At 35.0% G+C, this 24,250-nt stretch carries 19 protein-coding genes; 7 read left to right on the top strand and 12 right to left on the bottom strand.

Annotated elements, in window-relative coordinates:
• Positions 1 to 6 precede the first annotated feature (6 nt).
• The 7 genes from ACFSRZ_RS13050 to ACFSRZ_RS13020 all read left to right on the top strand — a co-directional run bounded on the left by ACFSRZ_RS13050 (position 7) and on the right by ACFSRZ_RS13020 (position 9,273).
• On the top strand, positions 7 to 906 hold the full coding sequence (locus ACFSRZ_RS13050) for an ATP-grasp domain-containing protein (protein ID WP_379667002.1): 900 nt from the start codon (positions 7 to 9) through the stop codon (positions 904 to 906).
• Positions 903 to 2,156: a hypothetical protein gene (locus ACFSRZ_RS13045; protein WP_379667001.1), complete on the top strand. Its 1,254-nt coding sequence runs from the start codon at positions 903 to 905 to the stop codon at positions 2,154 to 2,156. The genes ACFSRZ_RS13050 and ACFSRZ_RS13045 overlap by 4 nt, the downstream gene beginning before the upstream one ends.
• Positions 2,156 to 3,238 carry an AI-2E family transporter gene (locus tag ACFSRZ_RS13040; protein ID WP_379667000.1) on the top strand — a complete coding sequence of 361 codons (1,083 nt, stop codon included), beginning with the start codon at positions 2,156 to 2,158 and terminating at the stop codon, positions 3,236 to 3,238. The genes ACFSRZ_RS13045 and ACFSRZ_RS13040 overlap by 1 nt, the downstream gene beginning before the upstream one ends.
• Positions 3,239 to 3,306: 68 nt before the next feature.
• The gene (locus ACFSRZ_RS13035) at positions 3,307 to 4,419 is read left to right on the top strand and encodes a class I SAM-dependent methyltransferase (RefSeq protein WP_379666999.1); all 1,113 of its coding nucleotides are present in this window, start codon (positions 3,307 to 3,309) and stop codon (positions 4,417 to 4,419) included.
• A 234-nt stretch (positions 4,420 to 4,653) separates the two neighbouring features.
• Entirely contained in the window at positions 4,654 to 5,466 is an 813-nt protein-coding gene (gene fdhD / locus ACFSRZ_RS13030) for a formate dehydrogenase accessory sulfurtransferase FdhD (RefSeq protein WP_379666998.1), read from the top strand.
• On the top strand, positions 5,456 to 7,753 hold the full coding sequence (locus tag ACFSRZ_RS13025; protein WP_379666997.1) for an FdhF/YdeP family oxidoreductase: 2,298 nt from the start codon (positions 5,456 to 5,458) through the stop codon (positions 7,751 to 7,753). The genes fdhD and ACFSRZ_RS13025 overlap by 11 nt, the downstream gene beginning before the upstream one ends.
• The gene (locus ACFSRZ_RS13020) at positions 7,750 to 9,273 is read left to right on the top strand and encodes a hypothetical protein (RefSeq protein ID WP_379666996.1); all 1,524 of its coding nucleotides are present in this window, start codon (positions 7,750 to 7,752) and stop codon (positions 9,271 to 9,273) included. Before ACFSRZ_RS13025 ends, ACFSRZ_RS13020 begins: the two co-directional genes overlap by 4 nt.
• On the opposite strand, the gene ACFSRZ_RS13015 is transcribed toward ACFSRZ_RS13020, so the two are convergent.
• The 12 genes from ACFSRZ_RS13015 to leuB form a co-directional block, all read right to left on the bottom strand.
• A complete protein-coding gene (locus ACFSRZ_RS13015) occupies positions 9,274 to 10,077 on the bottom strand; it encodes a DNA/RNA non-specific endonuclease (protein ID WP_379666995.1) in 804 nt (267 codons plus the stop codon).
• A gap of 39 nt (positions 10,078 to 10,116) precedes the next feature.
• Complete coding sequence (locus ACFSRZ_RS13010; RefSeq protein WP_379666994.1) at positions 10,117 to 12,477, bottom strand: hypothetical protein; 2,361 nt, start codon at positions 12,475 to 12,477, stop codon at positions 10,117 to 10,119.
• Positions 12,470 to 13,354, bottom strand: coding sequence for a hypothetical protein (locus ACFSRZ_RS13005; protein ID WP_379666993.1), 885 nt, complete (start codon positions 13,352 to 13,354; stop codon positions 12,470 to 12,472). The genes ACFSRZ_RS13010 and ACFSRZ_RS13005 overlap by 8 nt, the downstream gene beginning before the upstream one ends.
• Before the next feature lie 19 nt (positions 13,355 to 13,373).
• On the bottom strand, positions 13,374 to 14,228 hold the full coding sequence (locus ACFSRZ_RS13000; protein ID WP_379666992.1) for a hypothetical protein: 855 nt from the start codon (positions 14,226 to 14,228) through the stop codon (positions 13,374 to 13,376).
• Between the two features lies 1 nt (position 14,229).
• Entirely contained in the window at positions 14,230 to 14,751 is a 522-nt protein-coding gene (locus ACFSRZ_RS12995; protein WP_379666991.1) for an SLATT domain-containing protein, read from the bottom strand.
• 186 nt (positions 14,752 to 14,937) lie between these two features.
• On the bottom strand, positions 14,938 to 16,200 hold the full coding sequence (gene ilvA / locus ACFSRZ_RS12990) for a threonine ammonia-lyase IlvA (protein ID WP_379666990.1): 1,263 nt from the start codon (positions 16,198 to 16,200) through the stop codon (positions 14,938 to 14,940).
• Between the two features lies 1 nt (position 16,201).
• Complete coding sequence (ilvC, locus tag ACFSRZ_RS12985) at positions 16,202 to 17,701, bottom strand: ketol-acid reductoisomerase (RefSeq protein WP_379666989.1); 1,500 nt, start codon at positions 17,699 to 17,701, stop codon at positions 16,202 to 16,204.
• A gap of 5 nt (positions 17,702 to 17,706) precedes the next feature.
• Complete coding sequence (gene ilvN / locus ACFSRZ_RS12980) at positions 17,707 to 18,237, bottom strand: acetolactate synthase small subunit (RefSeq protein ID WP_379666988.1); 531 nt, start codon at positions 18,235 to 18,237, stop codon at positions 17,707 to 17,709.
• Positions 18,238 to 18,329: 92 nt separating this feature from the next.
• Entirely contained in the window at positions 18,330 to 20,063 is a 1,734-nt protein-coding gene (ilvB, locus tag ACFSRZ_RS12975; protein WP_379666987.1) for a biosynthetic-type acetolactate synthase large subunit, read from the bottom strand.
• A gap of 28 nt (positions 20,064 to 20,091) precedes the next feature.
• Positions 20,092 to 21,768: a dihydroxy-acid dehydratase gene (ilvD, locus tag ACFSRZ_RS12970; RefSeq protein ID WP_379666986.1), complete on the bottom strand. Its 1,677-nt coding sequence runs from the start codon at positions 21,766 to 21,768 to the stop codon at positions 20,092 to 20,094.
• Position 21,769: 1 nt separating this feature from the next.
• Entirely contained in the window at positions 21,770 to 22,657 is an 888-nt protein-coding gene (locus ACFSRZ_RS12965; RefSeq protein ID WP_379666985.1) for a branched-chain amino acid transaminase, read from the bottom strand.
• 471 nt (positions 22,658 to 23,128) lie between these two features.
• Positions 23,129 to 24,250 carry a 3-isopropylmalate dehydrogenase gene (leuB, locus tag ACFSRZ_RS12960; RefSeq protein ID WP_379666984.1) on the bottom strand — a complete coding sequence of 374 codons (1,122 nt, stop codon included), beginning with the start codon at positions 24,248 to 24,250 and terminating at the stop codon, positions 23,129 to 23,131.

The following is a 24,250-nucleotide window of genomic DNA, read 5'->3' as shown; positions in this document are numbered from 1 at the left end:
GTTTGCATGAAAAAATATGATGTTATCATTCTTACCGATGATCGATATGTTGGCGATGAAAAGAAAGATCAGTTAGCTCAAAATGTATATGTAGAAGATGGTTTGCTACAAGAAGCGCTGCTTAAACTAGGTTTAAAAGCAGAACGAAAATCTTGGAGCGATCCTCTGTTCGACTGGTCTTCTACACGTTATATTGTTTTTAGATCTACTTGGGATTATGTGTATCGTTTTGAAGAGTTCTTTAACTGGATAGAAAAAGTAAGTAAACTCACTACCTTATTAAATTCTGAAAGTTTAATTCGATGGAACATCAACAAACACTATATGTTAGACCTTCAAAAGAAAGGAGTTCATATTTGTGAAACCTATTTTATTGAAGCCGGTACCCAAACCTCTTTACAAGAACTCCATCAATTACACAAACTCAACGATGTTGTTTTAAAACCTTGTGTGTCCGGTGGCGCCAGACATACCTACAAGATCAAAGCCGACGAACTTGAACAGTACGAATCTATTTTTCAGGAATTGATCTCAAAAGAAGCCATGATGCTACAACCTTTTCAGCAAAATATTGTAACAAAAGGAGAAGTTTCTATGATGGTGATCAATGGAAAATTTACACATGCTGTTTTAAAGATCGCTCAGAAAGGTGATTTTAGAGTTCAAGACGATTTTGGCGGTACAGTGCAACAATATCATCCTACAGTTGAAGAAATTAACTATGCAGAGAAAGTTGTAAAATCCTGTTCTGAAATGCCTATATATGCAAGAGTTGATGTATTTTTAGACAATCAAAATCAAATGGCTTTGGCTGAATTGGAATTGATTGAACCTGAAATGTGGTTTAGAGATCACCCCGAAGCAGCTCAGCTATTAGCCCTAGGCATTAAAGAACGTATCGAATGAAAAAACTTTTAAAGATCGTTGGAGGTATTTTAGCACTTCTCATCATCGCTGTCGGAATCTATTACTTTGCCAATAACGAATCTCTTCCCGAAGGTGTTCAAGGAGAAAAAGCAGATGCTTTAGCTCAGAAAATGATAACTGCCATGAACAAAGAAGCTTTTGACAATACAGAAGTATTGGAATGGAGTTTTCGTGGGAAAAATCATTATATCTGGAAAAAGCAAGAAGGAATCGTAGATGTTTCTTGGGATAACCATAAAGTAAGCTTAGATCTAAAAGATCTTTCAAAAAGTACCGGAGGTGATCAAGAATTGATTGAAACAGCATTAGACTATTTTAACAACGATAGTTTTTGGTTAGTGGCTCCGTATAAAGTTTTTGACGAAGGTGTAGAAAGACGTTTGGTTACTTATGATGGAAAAGATGCTTTGCTGGTAACCTATTCTTCAGGAGGTTCTACTCCGGGAGATTCTTATCTGTGGATCTTAGACGAAAACGGAATGCCTGTAAGCTACAAAATGTGGGTTAGCATTATTCCTTTAGGAGGTGTCTCTGCAACTTGGTCTAATTGGAAAGAATCTAATTCCGGTATCAAACTACCTACAGAACACACACTTTCTCTGTTTGGAATAAAGATAGATATGGGTGATGTAAAAGCATTCAACCCAAGAGCAGATGAATTAGCAAACAAGATTTTAAAAGCTGTTAAGCACGAAGCTTATAAGAACACTCGTTATATCGATTGGAGTTTTGGAGGAAGACGTTTTTACAAATGGGATAAAGAAAAACACATTGTAGAAGTAAAATGGAATGACGCCAAGGTAATGCTTCATCCTAATGATATGGAAAAGAGTGTTGCCTATTTGAAAGGAGAAGAAATCAAGAATAACGATAACTTAGTAAAGCGTGCTTGGGATCTTTTTAACAACGATAGTTTTTGGTTGGTAGCTCCTCATAAACTCTTTGAACCCGGTATTATTAGAAGTATCGAGATGATTGATGGCAAAGAAGCTCTGCGTGTAAAATACACTACAGGTGGCACAACTCCGGGCGATTCTTATGTTTGGATTTTAGGCGAAGATTATATCCCTGTAAGCTATCAAATGTATGTTCCCAGTATGAAAATGGTAGCCGTTCCTGCAACATGGGAAGATTGGATTGAAACAGAGTCTGGTACTATGTTGCCAAAAAATCATACCTTTTCAAGCGGAAGATCACTTAGTATGGGTGACGTAAAAGGATATAATTAATGGATTCAAAAACAATTTCAAACGGAATATTAAGAGCATTGGCTATTATTGTAGGAATTGCCTTGCTAGGTTACTTTTTATATGCAGTAAGGTCTGTACTTGTATATATTATCATTGCTGCAGTAATCGCATTGATCGCAAGACCTTTGATCATTTTCTTAAGAAGAAGGTTAAAGTTTCCAAACACATTGGCTGTAATTACTACAATGGTAATTTTTATAGGGCTTTTGTTTAGTTTGGCTGCAATGTTTGTACCTCTAGTGGTAGAACAGGGCGATAAATTATCTCTTTTACAAACTACAGAACTTGAAAAAAATATCCAGAATATTGTCACTCAAGCAAATGATTATTTTAAATCTAAGGACATCGATATTCTTGCACAACTTCAAAGTGCTGATGTGTTTTCCGGTTTAAAATCCATTCCAGATGTCTTGAACACTTTTGTAGGGACGCTAGGCTCATTTAGTGTAGGGTTGTTCTCTATTCTATTTATTTCTTTCTTCTTTATGAAGGATAGTAGAATTTTTAAGAACTCATTATTGGCTGTCATTCCAAAAGGAACTGAGAATAGATTTTCTCAATCTATAGAAAAGATCAACGATCTATTATCAAGATACTTCATCGGTTTAATGCTACAGATTACAATATTGTTCATCTTATACACCATTATTCTACTCATCTTTGGAATTTCCAATGCAGTAGTAATTGCTTTTTTATGTGCCTTATTAAACATCATTCCGTATGTAGGGCCATTGATTGGGGCATTTTTGATGACTATCTTATCAATGACCAGCAACCTAGGGCAAGACTTTCAAACGGTAATTTTACCAACCACTATCTATGTTATGATTGGTTATTTAATTGCTCAATTGGTAGATAATTTTGCCAGTCAGCCTATTATTTTCTCAAAAACCACAAAATCTCATCCATTGGAAGTATTTTTGGTGATTATTATAGGAGGTTTATTAATGGGGCCTGTAGGTATGATCGTTGCTGTACCAACGTATACTGCCTTAAAAGTTATATTAAAAGAATTCCTATCTGATAACAAGATCGTAAAATCACTGACAAAAGACCTGTAGTTCCATTGAACGAACGAATTTTACATAAAGACGTTCAAAACTTTATCCAGCAGAATTTAAAATCAGATTTGACAAAACTGATTTTAAAAGGATCTCCTTTTGATAATATCTCTATTCAAGAACTGGCAAATCAAATTGCAGTTAAGAAAAAAAGCGAAAAGAAACTACCTTCTTGGTTTCAAACAGAGAATATCTATTATCCTCCTAAGTTGAATTTGGAACAAACTTCTTCAGAAGCTACTGCCAGATACAAAGCCAACTTGATCAACGGTAAAAAACTGATCGATCTTACCGGTGGTTTTGGTGTAGATAGTTTTGCTTTTTCAAAAAAGTTTGATGAAGTTACACATTGCGAGCTCAATCCTGAGCTTTCTGAAATTGCAACTTATAATTTCAAGCAGTTAAAAGCTACGAATGTAAAAAACATCCAAGGAAATGGTATTGATTATCTAACCAATTCTACAGAAGACTTCAACTGTATCTACATAGACCCTTCTAGAAGAAGTGATGTAAAAGGCAAGGTTTTTCTTTTGCAAGATTGCGAGCCGGATGTTCCCAAAAACCTAGAAGCATTACTTAGCAAAGCTCAAACCATACTCGTAAAGGTCTCTCCTATTCTAGATATTTCCAGCGCTTTGGAAGAGCTCAGTTATGTAAAAGAGGTTCATGTAGTAGCCCTTAACAACGAGGTAAAAGAATTGCTATTTCTAATTGAACGATCTTACCAAGGAGCAGTTCATATAAAGACCGTTAACCTTTTAAAAACCGAAGATCAAAACTTCAGTTTTACCTTAGGAACTGACGTTCAATCTGTGTATGCACAACCAGAAACCTATCTCTACGAACCCAATGCCGCCATCATGAAATCTGGTGGGTTTCATCATATCACAACGCAGTTTGCGGTTTCTAAACTTCACCAACACTCTCATTTGTACACTTCAAATGAGCCTATCGGTTTTCCCGGAAGAAGTTTTTTGATCAAAGAAATATTGAGTTATGACAAGAAGAAAATCAAAAGATTACTTACTACTTCTAAGGCAAATATTACAACTCGTAACTTCCCAAAATCTGTAGAACAGATCAGAAAAGAGCTAAAGATCAAAGACGGAGGATCAGACTATTTATTCTTTACAACAAACATGGATGAAAAACTCATTTGTATACATTGTTTCAAAAAATAAAAAATTAACATATGTAAATAAATGATAATCAGTAAAAAAATAGTTAACCCATAAATCCTACCAATTCACTTTTTTTTATTAAATTTGGAACAGAAAACTCGCAAGAGTTTACACTTTAGTGTTTTATTTTTAGGGGTGTAAAACACTACAGAAGCCTTGATTTTTCAAGGCTTTTGCTATTTTATAACATTATTTTTCAGTAAGTTTGTTTACCTTTCTTTTTACAGTTTAGGCATGCAAACAAACGACTATCAAGGGCTAAAGATCATCGATGATTCTCAGTTCATTACGCAAGATGAACTGGTTGTAGAGGCTCCATTACAGATCAATATCAATGGAGAGCCTTACACCGTTGTTATGAGAACACCCGGTAATGATTTTGACCTCATTAGAGGTTTGTTGTATGCTGAAGATATCTACAAAAAAGAACAAAACCTCCACTATTCTATCCTAGAAGAAGATAAGTCTGTACCTAAGATCATCAATGTTGATATTTCAAAACAAGATCTGGGAAAAGGATATCTAAACAAACGCACATTGCTTTCTGTTTCTTCATGTGGAATATGTGGCAAACAACAATTAGAGGATTTAAACATTGAAGATGATCAATTAGAAGAAAAACTATTGTTTTCTTCTGAGAACTTGTTCAAGATGTTTGAAGCTTTAAAAGAAGAACAAAAAACTTTCCATAAAACTGGCGGTAGTCATGCTGCTGCTATTTTTAATGAAGATCATCAACTGCTAACCATCAAAGAAGATATTGGCAGACACAATGCTGTAGATAAATGTGTTGGAAGTTTATTAGTTCACAATAATTTACAACAAGGAAAATATCTACTCGTCAGTGGCAGGGTTTCCTATGAGATCGTTTCCAAGGCTTTCATTGCTAAGGTTCCGGTGATCATAGCTGTTTCTGCCTGTTCATCTATGGCTGTAGATTTTGCCAAAGAATTAGGAATCTGTTTGATCGGATTTACGAGAGACAACAAAATGACGGTCTACTCTCGTCCCACTTTTTTAAAACCTAAAATGCACAATGAGTACTAAAAAGACACACGCTCAACCACCAGAAAAATTAACAGGAATCAAGCTAAAAGAAATTCCTGAATCTGCCGTTGGAGTTAAAGCAATTGCTTCTGCACTTTCGCACATCAACAAAGAAGTTGGTATGGGAAAAGGAATTGGGCTGTTAGCTAAATTAAATCAGATCAATGGGTTTGACTGCCCGGGTTGTGCATGGCCCGATCCGGATGAAAAAAGAGCTTTTTTAGCTGAATATTGTGAGAATGGTGCCAAAGCCGTTGCAGAAGAAGCTACTAAAAACAGAGTTTCTCCTCTCTTTTTTGCTACGCATTCTGTACAAGAATTGTCTGAACTTTCGGATTATGAAATAGGAAAAAAAGGAAGAGTTACGCATCCTGTTGTACTTCATGAAGGAAAAGACCATTACGAAGAGATCTCATGGGAAGATGCTTTTCAAATGATCGGAACTGAGTTAAATTCTTTGTCTTCTCCGGATGAAGCAATTTTTTATACATCAGGAAGAACAAGCAATGAAGCTGCTTTCTTGTACCAACTGTTTGTAAGACAATTTGGAACCAACAACTTACCGGATTGTTCAAATATGTGCCATGAGTCCAGTGGATCTGCATTATCAGAAACTTTGGGAATTGGAAAAGGATCTGTAACACTTGACGATTTTAATCATGCAGATTTGGTGATTGTTATGGGGCAAAACCCGGGAACAAATCATCCGAGAATGCTTACTGCTTTAGGAGAAACAAAAAAGAAAGGCGGGCAGATCATCACGATTAACCCGTTGCCGGAAGTTGGATTGATGAGATACAACGATCCTCAAAACCCTATAAAATGGATTGGAAAGGGTCAGAAATTAACAGATATCTTCTTACAAGTAAAGATCAACGGAGATGTTGCTTTGTTAAAGATCATCATGAAACTATTGTTGGAGAAAGAGAAAAAGAGTCCAAACTCAATCTTCGACCACGATTTTATTCAAGAAAAAACTTCGGGGTATGATGAATTCATCAACGACCTTGAAAAATCTAACATAGAGGAGTTACTTCCTCAAACCGGATTGGAGCTTTCTATAATCAAAGAAGCTGCCGATATGATTGCTAAAAAGAAAAAGATCATCATTTGCTGGGCCATGGGATTAACACAGCATAAGAATGCAGTAGACAATATCCGTGAGTTGGTAAACTTGTTGCTTTTAAAAGGAAGTATTGGTAAAAAAGGTGCCGGAACTTGCCCTGTTAGAGGACACTCTAATGTGCAAGGAGATCGTACCATGGGAATATGGGAAAAGCCTAAAGATGCTTTCTTAGACAAGTTAGAAGAAGAGTTTCATTTCAAAGCTCCAAGAGAACATGGGTATGATGTAGTTGATGCTATTGAAGCCATGCATCAGAAAAAAGCAAAAGTATTTATTGGTATGGGAGGTAATTTTATCTCTGCAACACCTGATACGGAGTTTACAGCTGAAGCGCTTCAGAATTGTGATCTTACTGTTCATGTATCTACCAAACTCAACAGAAGTCATTTGATCCACGGAAAGAGAGCCTTGATCTTGCCTTGTTTGGGAAGATCAGAAAAAGATCATCAAGAAAATGGTGAGCAATTTGTAAGTGTTGAGAATTCTATGGGTGTTGTTCATCAATCTTCCGGGCATTTAACACCTTTGTCTGAAGCTTTATTGAGTGAGCCTGCCATAGTAGCAGGAATGGCTGAAGCTACTTTAAAAGATTCTCAAGTAGCTTGGACTGAATTGGTAAAAGACTACGACCTGATCAGAAATAAAATAGAAGCAACTATCCCCGGATTTGATAATTATAACAAAAGAGTGCGTAATAGAGGTGGTTTTTATTTACCAAACAATGCCAGAGATAACAACTACGCTCCTACCAAAACCGGAAAAGCCAATTTTACTGTCAATCAGATCTCAGATGTTGTTCTTGAAAAAGATCAATTTATCATGATGACCATAAGAACTCACGATCAATACAACACAACTATCTATGGTTTAGATGATCGATATAGAGGTGTACTTAATGAAAGACGCGTTGTGTTTATGAATCAAGATGACATGAATGAACAAGGTTTGAAAAAAATGGATATGGTAGATCTTATCAGTCATTTTGAAGGAGAAAAGAGAGTTGCCAAAGGCTTTTTAGTGCTTCCTTACAGTATTCCAAGACAATGTACTGCAACTTATTTCCCAGAAGCCAATGTATTGGTTCCTATTAAGAGTAAAGCAAGAATTAGCAATACTCCGGCTTCAAAAACCGTTATTATCACTTTAGAAAAACGTTCATGAAAAAATACCTTTTTCTCTTAGCACTTATCTCCCTACACTTTTCTTATGCTCAGGAAATTCCTGAAAAGAAAGTTCAGAAAAGTTTCTTTGCTACCGATTTTCTATCGGTAGATATGCCTACAAATGATTTGGGTAAAGATGAAGATCATATGGGCTTGATAGGAATTCATTACAATCTAGATTTTAATGGGTTCTATACAGGATTAGGATTCTATGGAGTAGTAAGAGGAAAAAGAGGTGGTTTTTTTACATTGGGAGTCAATGCCGGATATCAGGCTGATCTCACTGATAAATTATTTTTGGATACCGGAATTCATTTTGGAGGCGGTGGTGGCGCCGGAGCCCCTGATGGCGGAGGCGCATTTATTTTACCTCATTTCAACTTAGGGTATAAATTCAGAAAAATGTCTCTGAGTGCAGGGTATAGTTATATTAATTTCTTTGATGGCGGAAATATTGTAGGGCATCAGTTAAACGTAGGATTGCAATTTCCTTTGGATATTGATCTTACCTCAATTGATCATGCAGAAAAGGAATTTGATATCGCAGATTTTACTCCTACTACATGGAAAAAAGAAGCGAAAAGAATGTCTTTTATGCTTCACCTGAACAACTTGTCTGTAAAAGGAAGCTCAAGAGATACCAATGGGAATTCTCTGAATGGAAGTACCATTCGATTGGCCGGGTTTGAGCTAAACTCTTATTTCGACAACAATTGGTTTTTATTTGCCAAGTTTGATGGTGCTTATGATGGAATTCCTGCCGGATACATGAACATTTTTGTTGGTGGTGGGTATCATTTTTCATTCAACCGCAACAGAACAAATATTCTTGCCAAGTTTGGTGTAGGTGCCGGAGGTGGCGGTGGTGTAGACTCGCAAGGAGGTGTATTGATCTATCCCGACATCTCTCTAGAGCAACATATTGCTGATAATATTTACATTTCTGTAAATAAAGGCTTTCTAAGAAGTCCGAATTCTTTCTTTGAGTCTTCAACATTTGGAGTTGGACTGAAATACTATTCAAATATAAATGGAATACTAGGAGGTGATTTTTCTTCTGCAAAATTCAAAGGCTTTGAAGTTATTGTTAAACAAGATGTATATCATAATGCTGAACGTACAACAAAAGCTACAGAAAACCTTTATCAGATTGCACTACAGCTAAACTATCATTTAAACAAAAACATCTATGTTGCCGGTCAGACTGCTTTTGCCAACTTTGGAAATGCAGGTGCCTATGCAGAAGGTATTGTAGGGCTTGGATTCCAAACAAATTACTTCTTTAATGATCGCGTGAATCTTTTTGCTCAAGGACTGATTGGTGGTGCCGGAGGTGGTTTTATTAGTACCGGAGAAGGTTTGATTATAAAACCTAGTGCGGGAATGAACTACAAGCTTAATTCACGCTTTGCATTACGAGGAGCTTTAGGGTATGTAAAAGCTAGAGGTGGGAGTTTGAGTAGTCCTATGATCAATTTTGGAGTTAGCTATCGTTTTGCTTTCTTATCAGCTAAATAACTAGTTGATAAACTTGACTAAATCTTTGTTTGCTTCTATTCTATTTTGTTCTTCGGAATTCAAAAGGTGATAAAAATCTATTCCAGTAACTTTTTCAATACTGTCGATAGAAGTTACATAATCGAAATAAGATGCTGATGACTTTTTGTTTTCTAAAAGAAATGCCAATCCACTTATGCTATTGTCTTTAAATCGAATGATTGTTTTGTAATAACTATTTGGAATAGTTACTTTATTCTCGCCAATGGTTCCTATGGGTGAATCAAAAACCGGTCCTGTTACTACATACAACGAATCGCTTTTTTTAGACCAATCTAATACCTGAGCCTCCAACTTTTTCCATATTCCTCGGTTAAAGCCCGGTAATTGCGGACTCATATTGCTCATAAAGAAACTGGCGTCCATAGCCTCTGTACTAAAAGACATTGCTTTGGAGGGTGCCAAATGCCCTCTGTCGTAACCTGATCCTTTGTAATCTTTTAACGTTGCAGAGCCACTTAACACCATGGGGTCTTCTCTAAAACGATCTTTTCTTTTTACTCGTAAACTATCGTGCAATGGATAAATGGTATACGCTACCCAATCGGCTTGCTCATGGGTGTTGTTGTACGACAATGTATAGTAAGGTCTAACAATAATTTGGTTTCCTATCTCAGACGGTAAATTAAACAGTTCTTGAGCAGCAGTTACATCCACAGAAACAGAATCAGTAACGACCTCAACAGTTTCGGTATTGGTAATATTACTTTCTACAGGAACTTCTTTTGATTGCCAGAAGTAGTAGATAATGGCAATAATTATCAATAAAAAAATTATGAAAATAATTCTTCTCGTTTTCAAAATTTATTGGTCAATACTTAAAATAAAACTTTCAAAATTGTCACTCTTTTTCTTCTCCATCTTTACAATTAGTTTTCTAAGTCTCTTACAACATTTTAAAAAGAATGGACGATTAATTTTATCTGTTTTTAGATTCTTTATAGCCAATTCTATTGATTCTTTAGCAAATTTTAATTTTTGACTGTCTGCTTTTTTGTCCATAAAAGCCTCTAAATATTCTATATAAGCTTCTACATAAGGAAAAACTGGATGAAAAATCTTTTTATCATCATAATCTTGCTCTAAAGAAGATTTCAAGTCTTTTCTTAATTTTTTTAATTCTAATATTTTATTATAAATCTCTTTCCCTTTTTTAGACAGCCTAGTTTTTACTTCTGTATTTGTTGATAGTAGTACATCTAATTTAGCGCAATAAACAAAACTAAGACTATTTATTACAGTCTTATAGGTATGAGGTAAATATTTGTTTTCTTCATATGAAGGAATTCTTTCTATTTCATTTTTGCAAGCCTCTCCTCTTTCTATCAAACTTGATAAATAAATATTAATCTCATTTAAATTATTCCTATTAAGTTCTTTAAAGTCATATAAATAATTAATCCCTATTAGAAAATAAGATAATTTAAATCTATAATCATCTCCATACTCTTTAATAAATTCTTCATTAATCTTTTCATCTCTTTTAATAACATATAGGTTAATAACGTCATTTCCCTTTCTCCTCATAGACCATAAACTCAATACTGATAATTCTCTTAAAATAAATCGGTAGTGCTTCTTTTGCTTAGAGTTCTTATTCTTGACAGCATTTAATCTCTTTAACTTTTTCTTTATTACATGTGTAAACTTATTACATTCTTGATAGGCTATATAATTGCTATCTTCATTATTATCCGAAGTATATTTTATAAATATAATTAAGAATATAATGATTAAATTATCTACATCATTCAATAAAGAGGAATCTAATTGATAATTCTGTAATAGCTTAAAAACAGCATGTTGGCTAATTCTATTTTTATCATGCTTTTTTGTTGAAGCATATATGATCAGGTTTTCTATTTCTGATTGGTATCTTTTATAAATATTTTCACCTTCTAACAAATAATCATTTAACATGAATAACGGAGGCAATGCATTAAAGAGAGAAATAATATTATCTTGCCCTCTATCTATGATAACATCCTCGCCTCTATTAAGGTTTTTAATCAACTCTTGAGCAAGTTCATATGTAAATAGATTTATTTTTATAAAGTCTATTTTTTTTCCATCCTCTTTAGTCTTGTATAACTTTTTCAACTCTATCAAAAGAGAATCTACATTTTTATTATTTCTAGCAGAGTAAGCAAGTTCATCATCTGTTAACTTTGAATCAAGAAAAATAGATTCGTTTTCTACCTTTTCTCTAGTTTTAAGTAAAATATCGTAAATAGGGCTACTTTCTTCTTTTCTATCACAATAGTCTTCAAATATGATTTGTGAATTCCTGTATTTTTTCCCTTTTAAGACGTTGTAGATTATGTAACCAAAATTATAGTTGTTATTTCTATGAAAGAATAGTTCTTCTCCTGGAAACTTTTTCATAATTTTCTTCAACCAAGTCCATTCTTTTTTATCAATAACCTCAGTAAGTTTTTCAAATAATATCTTTGTTTTTTTGGCTGATGAAAAATACATATATCTTACTCCATCATCTATCGAATAGTAGTTTAGCAGAATTATTTTATAAATACATATAGCATCTATCAAACTACTGTAACCTCTTTTATCTTTAGGAAAAAGGTCATAGATAAGCCCAATATTTTCTTTATTAGCATCAGTAAAAAAGATATCATCATCTCCAAAGAACAATTCTTCGTATTTATAATTTCTTTTTACTTTTTTATTTTCAAAAATATCGTTGTAGAGATCAACAAAACTTTTGTCTCTTCTTTTAAGAATAAAAAAGATCTCAGAATAAAACTCTGAAATAAATTGACGAGCTTTTTCTTCATCAAACTCTGCGGCATTGTTATTTATCAAATCGTTTAATTTTTCATTCACGTATGAAATCTCATTAAACTTTTTTTTATGTACATCTAGCTCATCATCATATTCATCAAATAAATAAATCATCCCTTTTCTGTGATTAAGAAGAGCATTCATTGCGTAAAAAGAGTCAACATATGTTTTATCTACAGAATCTTTTTGCCCTTCATAAAGGAGATTGTAAGGATCTATAAAAGAAAGAATATCATAAGCATCAATGAAGAATACATGAGAAATTTCTCCATAATATTTATAATCCGTAAATATTTGCTGTATTTCTTTCTTACTTAAATCATATAATAAAGAACTCTTATAGCTTTCTTGCAAATCATCCATCGTATACTTCTTTATTTTTTGTTTTTTTTGATTTATTAAATGCAATATGTGCTTCCCATAAATCATCTTTATCTTGAGAAGCCAAGTTGAGAATTGATTTTCCAGTAGTCATAATCTGATTAGTATTATATGGAGCAGATTTTATATTCTTTTTATTTCTATTTACAAATCCTCTGATTTTTCCCTTTTGAAAATCAGTAAGCTCTCTTGCTTTTAAACTGTCCTCCATAACAGAATACACTCTTGCTACTTCTCTCTGCATATTAATGAGTTCTTTATTTTTCATCCGATCCAAACTTGACAACGCTCGTTCTACAATCATGTTTTCTCTTTTCATGTTTGTATCAACATTAATCAAATGGGTTAGGTGCCTCTTTGAATTAATAAAAGAAAGATGGTATAAGTTCTCAACTAGATGTTCATTTTCTTGAAAGGAAAAGTTTTCGAATACTCCTTTAAATAAAGAGTTTACCCGATTAGTAGAAAGTTGTTTAGATTTCAACTGATCTGTATAACTTATAATATCCGGATTTTTTTCTAAACTATTAATTACACTATTCAGTTCTTTAAGCTCACACTTATCTAACTCATCTCTTGGTATTTCAAATACAGTGAAGGGAGTACTTTTCTGAATTAATTTATATTTATTCCCTTCATTATACATGAAAAGGCTAATCATGTCTTTTTTGAAATCTAGCTGAATATGAATAGCTTCTTTAAGTTTAAAAAATGTTTGATTTTCTATTAGCATATTAGAATGAGGTTCCATCAACTGTTCTCCATCTTGTACTAATAAATTTCCTTCAATATCAAAAACTGGTATACAAAAGCCTGTCTTGTTTTTAAAAATATTGATATATCCAACGATATTTTTCATAATGACAATTATTCTAACTCTAATTTATCTTAAACCTTTTATAATATTCGCCTCTACACTCATCCATAATCTGCTTTATACTCTTATGAGCTCCATTTTCTAAATAGTCATACGGATATATTTTGGAATCATCAACAATCTCTCCATGATTCTTGTCGAAGTATTCTTTTAACTTTTTTATATGAAAATTGTTTCCTCTTTTATCTTCAGGTAATGCCACAAATGCTAATCGAGCAGTAAAAGGTAAGATCAAGTTTCCGTTGTCTCCTATAGCCAATTCTACTGTTCCCTTTCTTTTATCTAAATCAAGGTTATTTTCTTTTAAAAAATCTTCATTAAATACGCTTTCCATATCTGCTTCCAATAACTTGTGATGCTCTTTTTGAATAGGTATTGAATGAGGCTCAAAACTATCCTTCAGTTTTACTTCTGTATAATTCTTTATATCTCCATACCAATCAAAAATGAAGTTATTGATATATTGAATCATATCATCCAAATCAACATGGTTTACATAATTAAACAACTCTTCATCAGGAATTTTAGAAATTCTTGTTATCTCATTCTCCTTCATATTTTTAATCATACCCGTATCAGTAGGTGTAATGCAAAAACTAGAATTTTTTACTTTAATATGTATCCCAAGGATTACCGGAGGCTCCCATTTTTTAGAAACATATAATGGGTTTCCGTAAAAAAAGAAGACTTTTTTCTCTCCATAAAACTTATCTTCTTCTACTGCTTTTAGCCTCCAAAATGAGTCCTCTATTTTTGAGTATATAAACTCTGTAGTATTATGAAAAAAAGGCAGTTCCGGTAGTTGCTCATATTCACTACTTTGATATGGTTTCCAAAAATTTCCTGATTCCAGCATATTATTTACTTCTTAATGATTCCCATTGTTTATTAACATCATTAATAATGCTTTGTACCTTTTTCTTGTAAGAGTCAAGAACTAAAAGATCTACTTCACTGATAGGTCTACCTGCTAAATAGTAGTTTAGTTCAGATCTCACCTCCTTCAATTGATTGCTCCCCATTCTAAAAATGACCCATAAATCTTTATTGTGGTAAAAGTTTTTTGAAGCGCTCAAAACTGTAATAATTGCTCCAAAAATTAAAATCGTTACCCTTTCTACATCTTTAAATGCAAATCCTAAGTCTATAAAAAGATAATTGATATTTAATCCGGAAAGTACGGTGATAACAGCTCCTAATAAAGTTGTTAAATGATGATTCCTTGAAGATCTTTTGAGATTATAATCTAACTTATCATTATAACCTTTTAGAACATTCTCTATCTCTTTTTTCAGAAAGTCAATTTTCTTTGTTTTTTGAACATCACTTGAGTCAGATCCTTCACTATTAGCACCTCCCTCAGTTACTACTTCGTTCATAAGCAAAAATTTAATTCGTAAATAAGGTACAATGAATAGAATTGAAACTTATTTGATTTTCGGGAAGTTAGAAAAATTAGATAGTCAGAAAATGCGGATATCTGCATTTTATAATGCAGATTTCTGCACCATTCTGATTATTCATAAAAAACAAAAGCCTCTCTATTTCTAGTGAGGCTTTTATTATCAAATAAGAAATTCGAACAGATCAGGTTTATCATTGAGGTATTCTCCAAAGAAACTTCTTTCCTTCATTCTGTTGATCAAAGGTTCTAAATTTTCTTTTCTCTCTAATTCAATTCCAATAACAGCCGGAGCATTTTCTCTACTTGTCTTTTTGGAATATTCAAAGAATGTGATATCATCTTTCTCTCCTAAAACGTCCATTACAAACTCTTTAAGTGTACCGGCTCTTTGTGGAAACCTAATGATAAAGTAATGCTTTAAACCTTTATGCAACAAGGCTCTTTCTTTGATCTCTGCTGTTCTGGTAATATCGTTATTACTTCCGCTAATGATACAGGCTACGTTTTTTCCTTCTATCTCTTCTTTATACAATTCTAATGCCGATAATGTTAATGCGCCTGCCGGCTCTATTACAATTGCATCTTTATTATACATTTCTAAAATAGTTTGACAGACTTTTCCTTCTGGAACTGTAATTATATCATCTAAAAATTCCTCACATATCTTATAGGTAAGATTTCCTACTCTTTGTACGGCAGCACCATCAACAAACTTGTCTATTGTTTTTAGTTGTACTGGCTCTTTATTTTCAAATGCTGCTTTCATAGAAGGCGCTCCTTCGGGTTCTACTCCTATGATCTTTGTTTGAGGCGATAGTAATTTAAAAACACTTGACAATCCTGAAGCCAAGCCACCACCACCAACAGGCACAAATACATAATCTAAAGGTTGTTCACTTTGTTCTAAGATTTCTAATCCTACTGTAGCCTGACCTTCAATGATCTTTTCATCATCAAAAGGATGGATAAACACTTTTTGATGCTGATCGCAAAATAGTTTTGCGAATCTAAATGCATCGTCAAACGTATCTCCTGTCAGTTGGATATCTACAAAGTCTCCTCCAAACATCTGTACTTGTTCTACTTTCTGTTTAGGTGTGGGTGCCGGCATAAAGATTGTCCCCCTGATCTTCTCTTTATGACACGCCAAGGCTACACCCTGAGCATGGTTTCCGGCACTCGCACAAACAATTCCTTTTAGCAGTTCTTCTTCTGAAAGTGAACATATCTTATTGTATGCTCCTCTTATCTTATAAGACCTTACTTGCTGAAGGTCTTCTCTTTTCAGATATATATGAGATGACAATAATCTTGAATATCGATCACTCTTCACAAATGGTGTTTTTAAAACCACTTCCTTCAAATTATCTGCTGCTGCCTGAACCGATTCTAGTGTAGGACAATATGTAACCTCGGTATTCATTTTATGCTAAAACAGGTTCTTCTTTTGTTGCTGTTTTGATTACTTTCATAGCCGTCATCGCTCCTCGTAATCGTTTTCCTACTTCTTCAATTTCATGACTTCTGATAGCTTCATTTACCTTGATCAATTCAACATTATCAACTTCATTAGAATCAGAATATGCTTCACCAATAATATTTGTATCTACAGATTTCATGAACTCTGTTAGCAATGGTTTGCAAGCATGATCAAACAAATAGCAACCATATTCTGCTGTGTCAGAAATCACTCGATTCATCTCATATAATTTCTTTCTTGCTATGGTGTTTGCAATCAAAGGAAGTTCATGCAAGGATTCGTAATAAGCTGAGTCTTCTATAATTCCGGCACTTACCATAGTTTCAAATGCCAACTCTACTCCCGCTTTTACAAAAGCCACCATTAAAACACCGTGATCAAAATATTCTTGTTCAGAAATTTCTGCTGATGTCAAAGGTGTTTTTTCAAAAGCTGTTTCTCCTGTTGCGGCTCTCCATTGTAATAAGTTGTTGTCGTCATTTGCCCAATCTTTCATCATGTCTTGTGAAAAACGTCCTGAGATGATATCATCCATATGTTTTTCAAACAAAGGTTTCATGATCGATTTTAGTTCTTCTGATAACTGAAATGCTTTCAGCTTGGTCGGATTAGACAATCTGTCCATCATGTGCGTAATCCCTCCATGTTTTAATGCTTCTGTGATAGTTTCCCATCCGTACTGAATTAATTTGGCTGCATAAGTAGGTTCAATTCCTTTTTCTACCATCTTATCAAAACTCAAGATAGATCCTGTTTGTAATACTCCACACAAGATGGTTTGTTCTCCCATCAAGTCTGATTTTACCTCAGCTACAAAAGAAGATTCTAAAACTCCGGCTTTATGCCCGCCTGTAGCAGCAGCATAAGCTTTGGCCTGTGACCAACCTTTATTTTCCGGATCGTTTTCCGGGTGAACCGCAATCAAAGTGGGTACTCCAAATCCTCGTAAATATTCTTCACGTACTTCTGTTCCCGGGCATTTTGGCGCCACCATAATTACAGTAAGGTCTTCACGAATCTTGGTTCCTTCTTCTACAATATTAAACCCATGAGAGTAAGATAAAGTAGCTCCTTTCTTCATCAAAGGCATTACAGAATTCACAACATTTGTATGCTGTTTGTCCGGGGTAAGGTTCAATACAAGATCTGCTGTAGGGATCAACTCTTCATAAGTTCCTACTGTAAATCTGTTTGCTGTAGCATTTTTATAAGAAGCTCTTTCTTCTTTAATTGCTGCTTCACGCAAAGCGTAAGAGATATCCAATCCGGAATCTCTCATGTTTAATCCTTGGTTGAGTCCTTGTGCTCCGCAACCTACAATTACTATTTTCTTTCCTAGCAATGCATCAACTCCATCTTCAAATTCTGAAGCTTCCATAAATCTGCATTTCCCTAACTGTTCTAACTGATCTCTTAATGTCAGTGTATTAAAATAATTTGCCATTTTCTTTATTGATTAAATGCTTCTAGCATTTGTGATATTTTCATTTCGTTTTTGGTTACTGCAATCCTTCCTGAACGAACAAATTGCATGACACCATACTTATTTAATTGATTGTATAACTGTTCTACTTCTTTTTTTGTTCCGGATTTTTCAAGTACGAAAAAGTTCTTATTCACCTCCACTATCCTTGCCTTGCTATCTTTAATAACATCTTGGATCTCGTCTTCATTGAACAATAATTCAGAACTCATTTTAAACATACATGACTCTTGATATACGGTTTCATCATCTGTATGATAATAGGCTTTGATTACTTCTATTTGTTTTTCGATTTGACCGATGATCTTCTTGACTTGATCTTCTGCTATTTTGACAACAATTGTAAATCTGGATACTCCTTTTATCTCAGAAACAGACGTATTGATACTTTCTACATTGACATGTCTTCGCTGAAAAATTGCCGAAATTCTATTCAGTAAACCCACATTGTTTTCTGTATAGATCGATATTGTAAATAATTGTTTTTTATCACTCATTTTAAACCTTTTTAACGTTGTCAGGTCGAGCGGAGTCGAGACCTTGAAGACCTCTCCACTCCGCTCGAGGTGACATTTTACATTTTTAAGTATTACTCCAATCGTACATCTGAAACGGAAGCTCCGGATGGGATCATAGGAAATACATTATCTTCTTTTTCAACACATACTTCTAAGAAGTATGCTTCTTTACTCTCTATCATTTCAGTAATTGCAGCTTTGAGTTCCGATCGTTTCGTTACTCTCTTGGCTGCTAAATGATATCCTTTTGCAATTGCCACAAAATCAGGGTTTGTCAGTTCTGTAGAGGCATAGCGTTTGTCAAAGAACAACTGCTGCCATTGACGTACCATTCCTAAAAAATCATTGTTTAACACCACAACTTTTACAGGAACTTTGGTTTGGAAAATAGTTCCCAATTCTTGAATGGTCATTTGATAACCTCCATCTCCTGCAATGGCTATAACGTCTCTCTCAGGTGCTGCCATTTTTGCTCCTATAGCTGCGGGTAATGCAAATCCCATAGTTCCTAAACCTCCTGAAGTGATATTACTTTTTGTTACATTGAAATCTGCATAGCGACAAGCAATCATTTGGTGTTGACCTACATCGGAAACAATTGCTGCTTTCCCTTCGGTTTGAGCATTGATCTCTTTCAATACTTCACCCATAGTCAAGCCTTCTTTTATTGGATGTAAGTCTCCTTTGATCACCTTTTCAAATTCTAATTGGTATAAATCTTTAAATTTCTGATGCCAATCAGGATGTGAATTATGTTTTACTAAAGGAATCAATTGCTGAAGGCTTTCTTTGGCATTCCCTAAAACAGCTAAATCTGTTTTTACATTCTTATCAACCTCTGCCGGATCGATCTCGAAATGAATTACCTTGGCTTGCTTTGCATAGGTATCCAAGTTTCCGGTTACCCTATCATCAAAACGCATTCCTATAGCAATCAACAGATCACATTCATTAGTCAGTTTATTGGGCGCATAGTTTCCGTGCATTCCAACCATTCCTACATTCAAAGGATGTTTACTAGGAATTGCTGAAGCTCCTAAAATTGTCCAGGCTGCCGGGATTCCTGCTTTTTCAATCAAGCTTTTCAGCTCCTCTTCTGCTTCTCCCAAAATCACTCCTTGTCCCCAAACTATTAATGGTTTCTTTGCTTCATTAATCAGTTCAGCTGCTTTCTCAACTTGTTGTTGGTCTACTTCCGGAACAGGCTTATAACTTCGAATTTTTGTACACTTCTCGTAATGAAAATCTAACTCTCCAAACTGCGCATCTTTAGTAATATCGATCAAAACCGGTCCCGGTCTCCCACTTTTTGCGATGTAAAAGGCTTTTGCCATAACCTCAGGGATTTCGGAAGCTTTTGTTACTTGATGATTCCATTTGGTTACCGGGGTTGAGATACTAATCACGTCTGTCTCTTGAAAAGCGTCTGTTCCTAACAAATGAGAAGGTACTTGCCCTGTAATGCATACCATAGGGGTTGAATCGATCTGTGCATCTGCTATTCCGGTAATTAAATTGGTGGCTCCCGGTCCTGATGTTGCAATGGCTACTCCTACTTTTCCTGAAATGCGTGCATATCCTTGTGCTGCATGTGTTGCTCCTTGTTCATGCCTGGTAAGAACATGGTGTAATTTGTCTTGATATTTGTACAGTTCATCATATACCGGCATGATGGCACCTCCCGGATATCCATACAATGTATCGACTCCTTCTGCCAACAAACATCTGATGACAGCTTCACTACCTGTCATGCGTTCTGTAACTACTTGTTTGTTTTTTTCGAGTGTGCTTGTTGCTGTTTTCATTTTACAGTTTTCTTAGCTTAGTTTATTTTTAAAATTCATCAGTTACACAACCTTTTGAGGCTGAAGACACTGTTTTTGCATATTTGTATAATACCCCGCGTTCAAACTTTAATTTTGGGGCTTCCCATTCTTGTTTTCTTCTTTGAATCTCTTCTTCTGAAACTTCTAGTTGAATTGTATTGCTCTCTGCATCGATTGTAATGACATCTCCGTCTTTCACTAAAGCAATGACTCCCCCTTCTTGTGCTTCTGGAGTGATGTGTCCTACAACAAAACCGTGTGTACCTCCGGAAAATCGACCATCTGTAATCAAAGCCACATCTTTTCCTAAACCTGCTCCCATGATAGCTGCAGTGGGCTTTAACATCTCCGGCATTCCCGGTCCTCCTTTAGGGCCTTCATACCTGATAACCACCACATCTCCTCTTTCTACTTTTCCATCTCTGATTCCGTCATTGGCTTCATATTCTCCGTTGAATACTTTGGCTTTTCCTGAAAACTTTAGGCCTTCTTTTCCGGTAATTTTAGCAACACTTCCTTCTGATGCCAGGTTTCCATATAGCATTCTTAAGTGTCCTGAAACTTTTATGGGTTTTTCGATTGATTTTATTACATCCTGTCCTTCTTTTAGATCAGGTGCATCCAATAAATTTTCTGCTAATGTTCTTCCGGTTACAGTCAAACAATCTCCATGCAACAGTCCTTTCTTTAGTAAGTATTTCAATACAGCCGGAATTCCTCCTACGGCATGAACATCTTCCATTAGGTATTTTCCGCTTGGTTTTAAGTCTGCCAAAAAGGGTGTGCTATCGCTTATTTGTTGAAAATCTGCTAGTGTAAAATCGATCTGTGCTGCACGAGCGATGGCTAAGAAGTGTAATACCGCATTGGTAGATCCTCCTAAGATTGTTACCAATCGTACTGCATTTTCTAAAGATTTTTTGGTAACAATATCTAAAGGCTTGATGTCTTTCTCTAATAATAATCTTAATGCCTCTCCTGCTCTTACTGATTCTTCTTTCTTCTCATCACTCAATGCCGGATTTGATGAATTGTACGGCAATGCCATTCCTAAAGCTTCTATAGCAGATGCCATTGTGTTTGCAGTATACATACCTCCACAAGCCCCTGCTCCCGGACATGCTTTTTCTACAATGTTCTGATATTCTGTTTGTGTCATGGTTCCGGCAACTTTGCTTCCCCAAGCTTCAAAAGCAGAAACTACATCTAACTTTTTTCCATTGTGACATCCGGAATCTATGGTTCCTCCATATACTAAAACGGAAGGTCTGTTTAAGCGGATCATAGCTATCAAAGCTCCCGGCATGTTCTTGTCGCAACCTACAACGGTTATCAATCCATCGTAACTCATTGCTTGTACTACAGTTTCCATAGAGTCTGCAATAATGTCTCGTGATGGAAGTGAATAACGCATTCCCGGTGTTCCCATAGAAATACCATCTGATACTCCAATGGTATTGAAGATCAATCCTACCAAGTCTACATTATCTGTTCCTTGCTTGGTTAATTTTGCTAGATCGTTCAAGTGCATATTACACGGGTTTCCTTCGTACCCGGTACTTGCAATCCCAATCAATGGTTTTTGTAAATCTGAGTTCGACAGTCCTATGGCATGCAGCATAGCTTGTGCTGCCGGCTGCGTATCATCTTGCGTTACTCTTTTACTAAACTTATTTAATTCCATGTTAACTCGCTTTTGCTTTTTGGCGTTGTCCTAAAACTTCTTTCTTATATAATTTCGTCAATTGATATCCGTGTGATTTTTTCCAATCGAGAGGAAATTGATATTCATCAATGGATTCTAAGCCTATGACCTCTGCTGCTGTTCCTGTAAAGAAGCAGGCATCGGCTTGTTTGAGTTCTTCTAGCGTAAAATGCTTTTCCTCTATTGAAATTCCTTCTTCTTTACAGATCTCTATGATGGTACTTCTTGTAATTCCTGCCATGATATGACCTCGTGGTGGTGTGTACAGTTTTCCGTCCTTTTCCATAAATACATTGGCTCCGGAGCATTCTGCTACATTGCCATTCATGTCTAACAACAAGGCTTCGTCATATCCTTCTTTTTTTGCTTCGTTTGTAGACAAGATCGAGTTCACATAATGTCCGGTTACTTTAGCTTCTACAAAGCAAGATTTAGGGTTTGGACGCTGAAACTGTGAGGTTTTCACTCGTAGCAATCGATCTCCCATATATTTTCCCCATTCCCAACATTGAATGATCAGATTGGTTTCTCCTGATGTTAACAAGCTCATGTCTTGCCCTGTGGTGATCAAAGGTCTTATGTAGGCATCTTTCAACCCATTGCGCTCCAACAACTCGTAAGTAATCTCTGTTAATTCCTCTTCGGTATAATCGAATTGAATGTTCATGACTTCTGCCCCAAACTTTAATCGTTTGTAATGTTCATACGGTTTAAAGATTCTTGCGCCTAATTCTGTTTGATAGGCTCTTATTCCTTCAAAGACTCCATTGCCATAATGCAAGCTTTGACTATAGGAGTTTGTTGTTAACTCTGTAGCTTTTATAAATTCTCCGTTGTAAAAAACTACACTTTCTTCGTTGAAATACATTTTTCTTGTTTTGAGATTCGAAATTATTTTATTGTTATTCTTATGTTCTTCTTGTTTTTCTTGATCTTCCAAAGTTTAGAAACATCAAAAACCATTTAAACCACTATTAATCAGTCATTTACATTTTAACTTGTATGATACTCAACTCAATAAAAAAAGCCTGTATCAATATTGACACAGGCTCTCTATTAGGTGTAATAGTCTTCTGTATCAACTCGGTGGTGAGCTAATAATGACAATAATAATGACTACTACGATGTTTAAATTATGATTCATTTTTGATCAACTAAAAAAGGCTTCCTGAAATCAGGAAGCCTTTTTGAATTTTATATAAATTAAATACACTTCCCTATCCTTGTGAAGAAATCACAACGACAATAATAGAAATGATATTTAAAATTTGTTTTCTCATTTGATGCCACAAATATTTTGAATTATTTTTTGACTATCCAAATCTTTTTCAAATTATTTTTAAATAATGGTGCTTTGCCCCATGTGAATGTTCTGAAAATTCAAATTACTATCTTCTTGATTTTGAATATAATCTGAAATGAAATCTCCTACTTTACTCGTAGAAAATGATCGCTCAGAATTAATATCTTCTGTAGTAATTCCTAATTCTAAAGATTTTTGTACAGCGGCCTCAATAGCTCTTGCTCCGTCTTGCAATCCTAAATGATCTAACAGCATAGCTGCTGATAATACAGATGCTAAGGGGTTGGCAATATCTTTTCCTTTTGCTTGTGGAAATGATCCGTGAATAGGTTCAAACAAAGCATTCTCACTTCCCACAGAAGCTGATGCCAATAAGCCTATAGAGCCTCCAATAACACTGGCTTCATCAGAAATAATATCTCCAAAAAGATTACCGGTTAAGATCACATCGAATTGCTTAGGGTTTAAGATCAATTGCATTGCTGCATTGTCTACAAATAAGAAATCTAGTTCTACATCCGGATATTCTTTTGCCAATTCTGTAACAGTTTTTCTCCATAGTCTTGAAGTTTCCAACACATTGGCTTTGTCTACTAAAGTAACTTTCTTTTTTCTAGATCTAGCTGCCTTAAAAGCTAAATGTGCCATTCTTTCGATCTCTTCAACAGAGTAAGAGCATCCATCAAAAGCTTGTTTTCCATCATCACTTAACTCTTTGATTCCAAAATAGATTCCTCCTGTTAATTCTCTGTAAATTACAGTATCTGTACCGGAAATAATCTCTTCTTTTAAAGGTGAGTTCTTAATCAAAGTATCATAAGCTTTTACCGGACGTATATTGCAAAAAAGTCCGAGTTCTTTTCTCAACTTCAGTAAACCTTGTTCTGGTCTTACCTTGGCTGATGGATCGTTATCATACTTTGGGTCTCCGATGGCTCCAAATAGTATGGCATCAGACTCTTTACATAATTCTAAGGTTTCATCCGGCAAAGGGTTTCCTGTTTCATCTATAGCACAAGCTCCCATTAAAGCTTCTTTGTACAAAAACGTATATCCGTATACGTCTCCTACTGCTTCTAATGCTTTTTGTGCTTGTTTTGTTACTTCCGGCCCTATTCCATCTCCGGGAATTACGGTAATATTAAATTTCGTTTTCAT

It is taken from the genome of Pseudotenacibaculum haliotis, assembly GCF_042684245.1.
In the GTDB taxonomy this organism is placed as follows: Bacteria; Bacteroidota; Bacteroidia; order Flavobacteriales; family Flavobacteriaceae; genus Polaribacter; species Polaribacter haliotis_A.
Note: the sequence above shows the minus strand (reverse complement) of the source record. Positions and strands in the feature narration are given on the sequence as shown.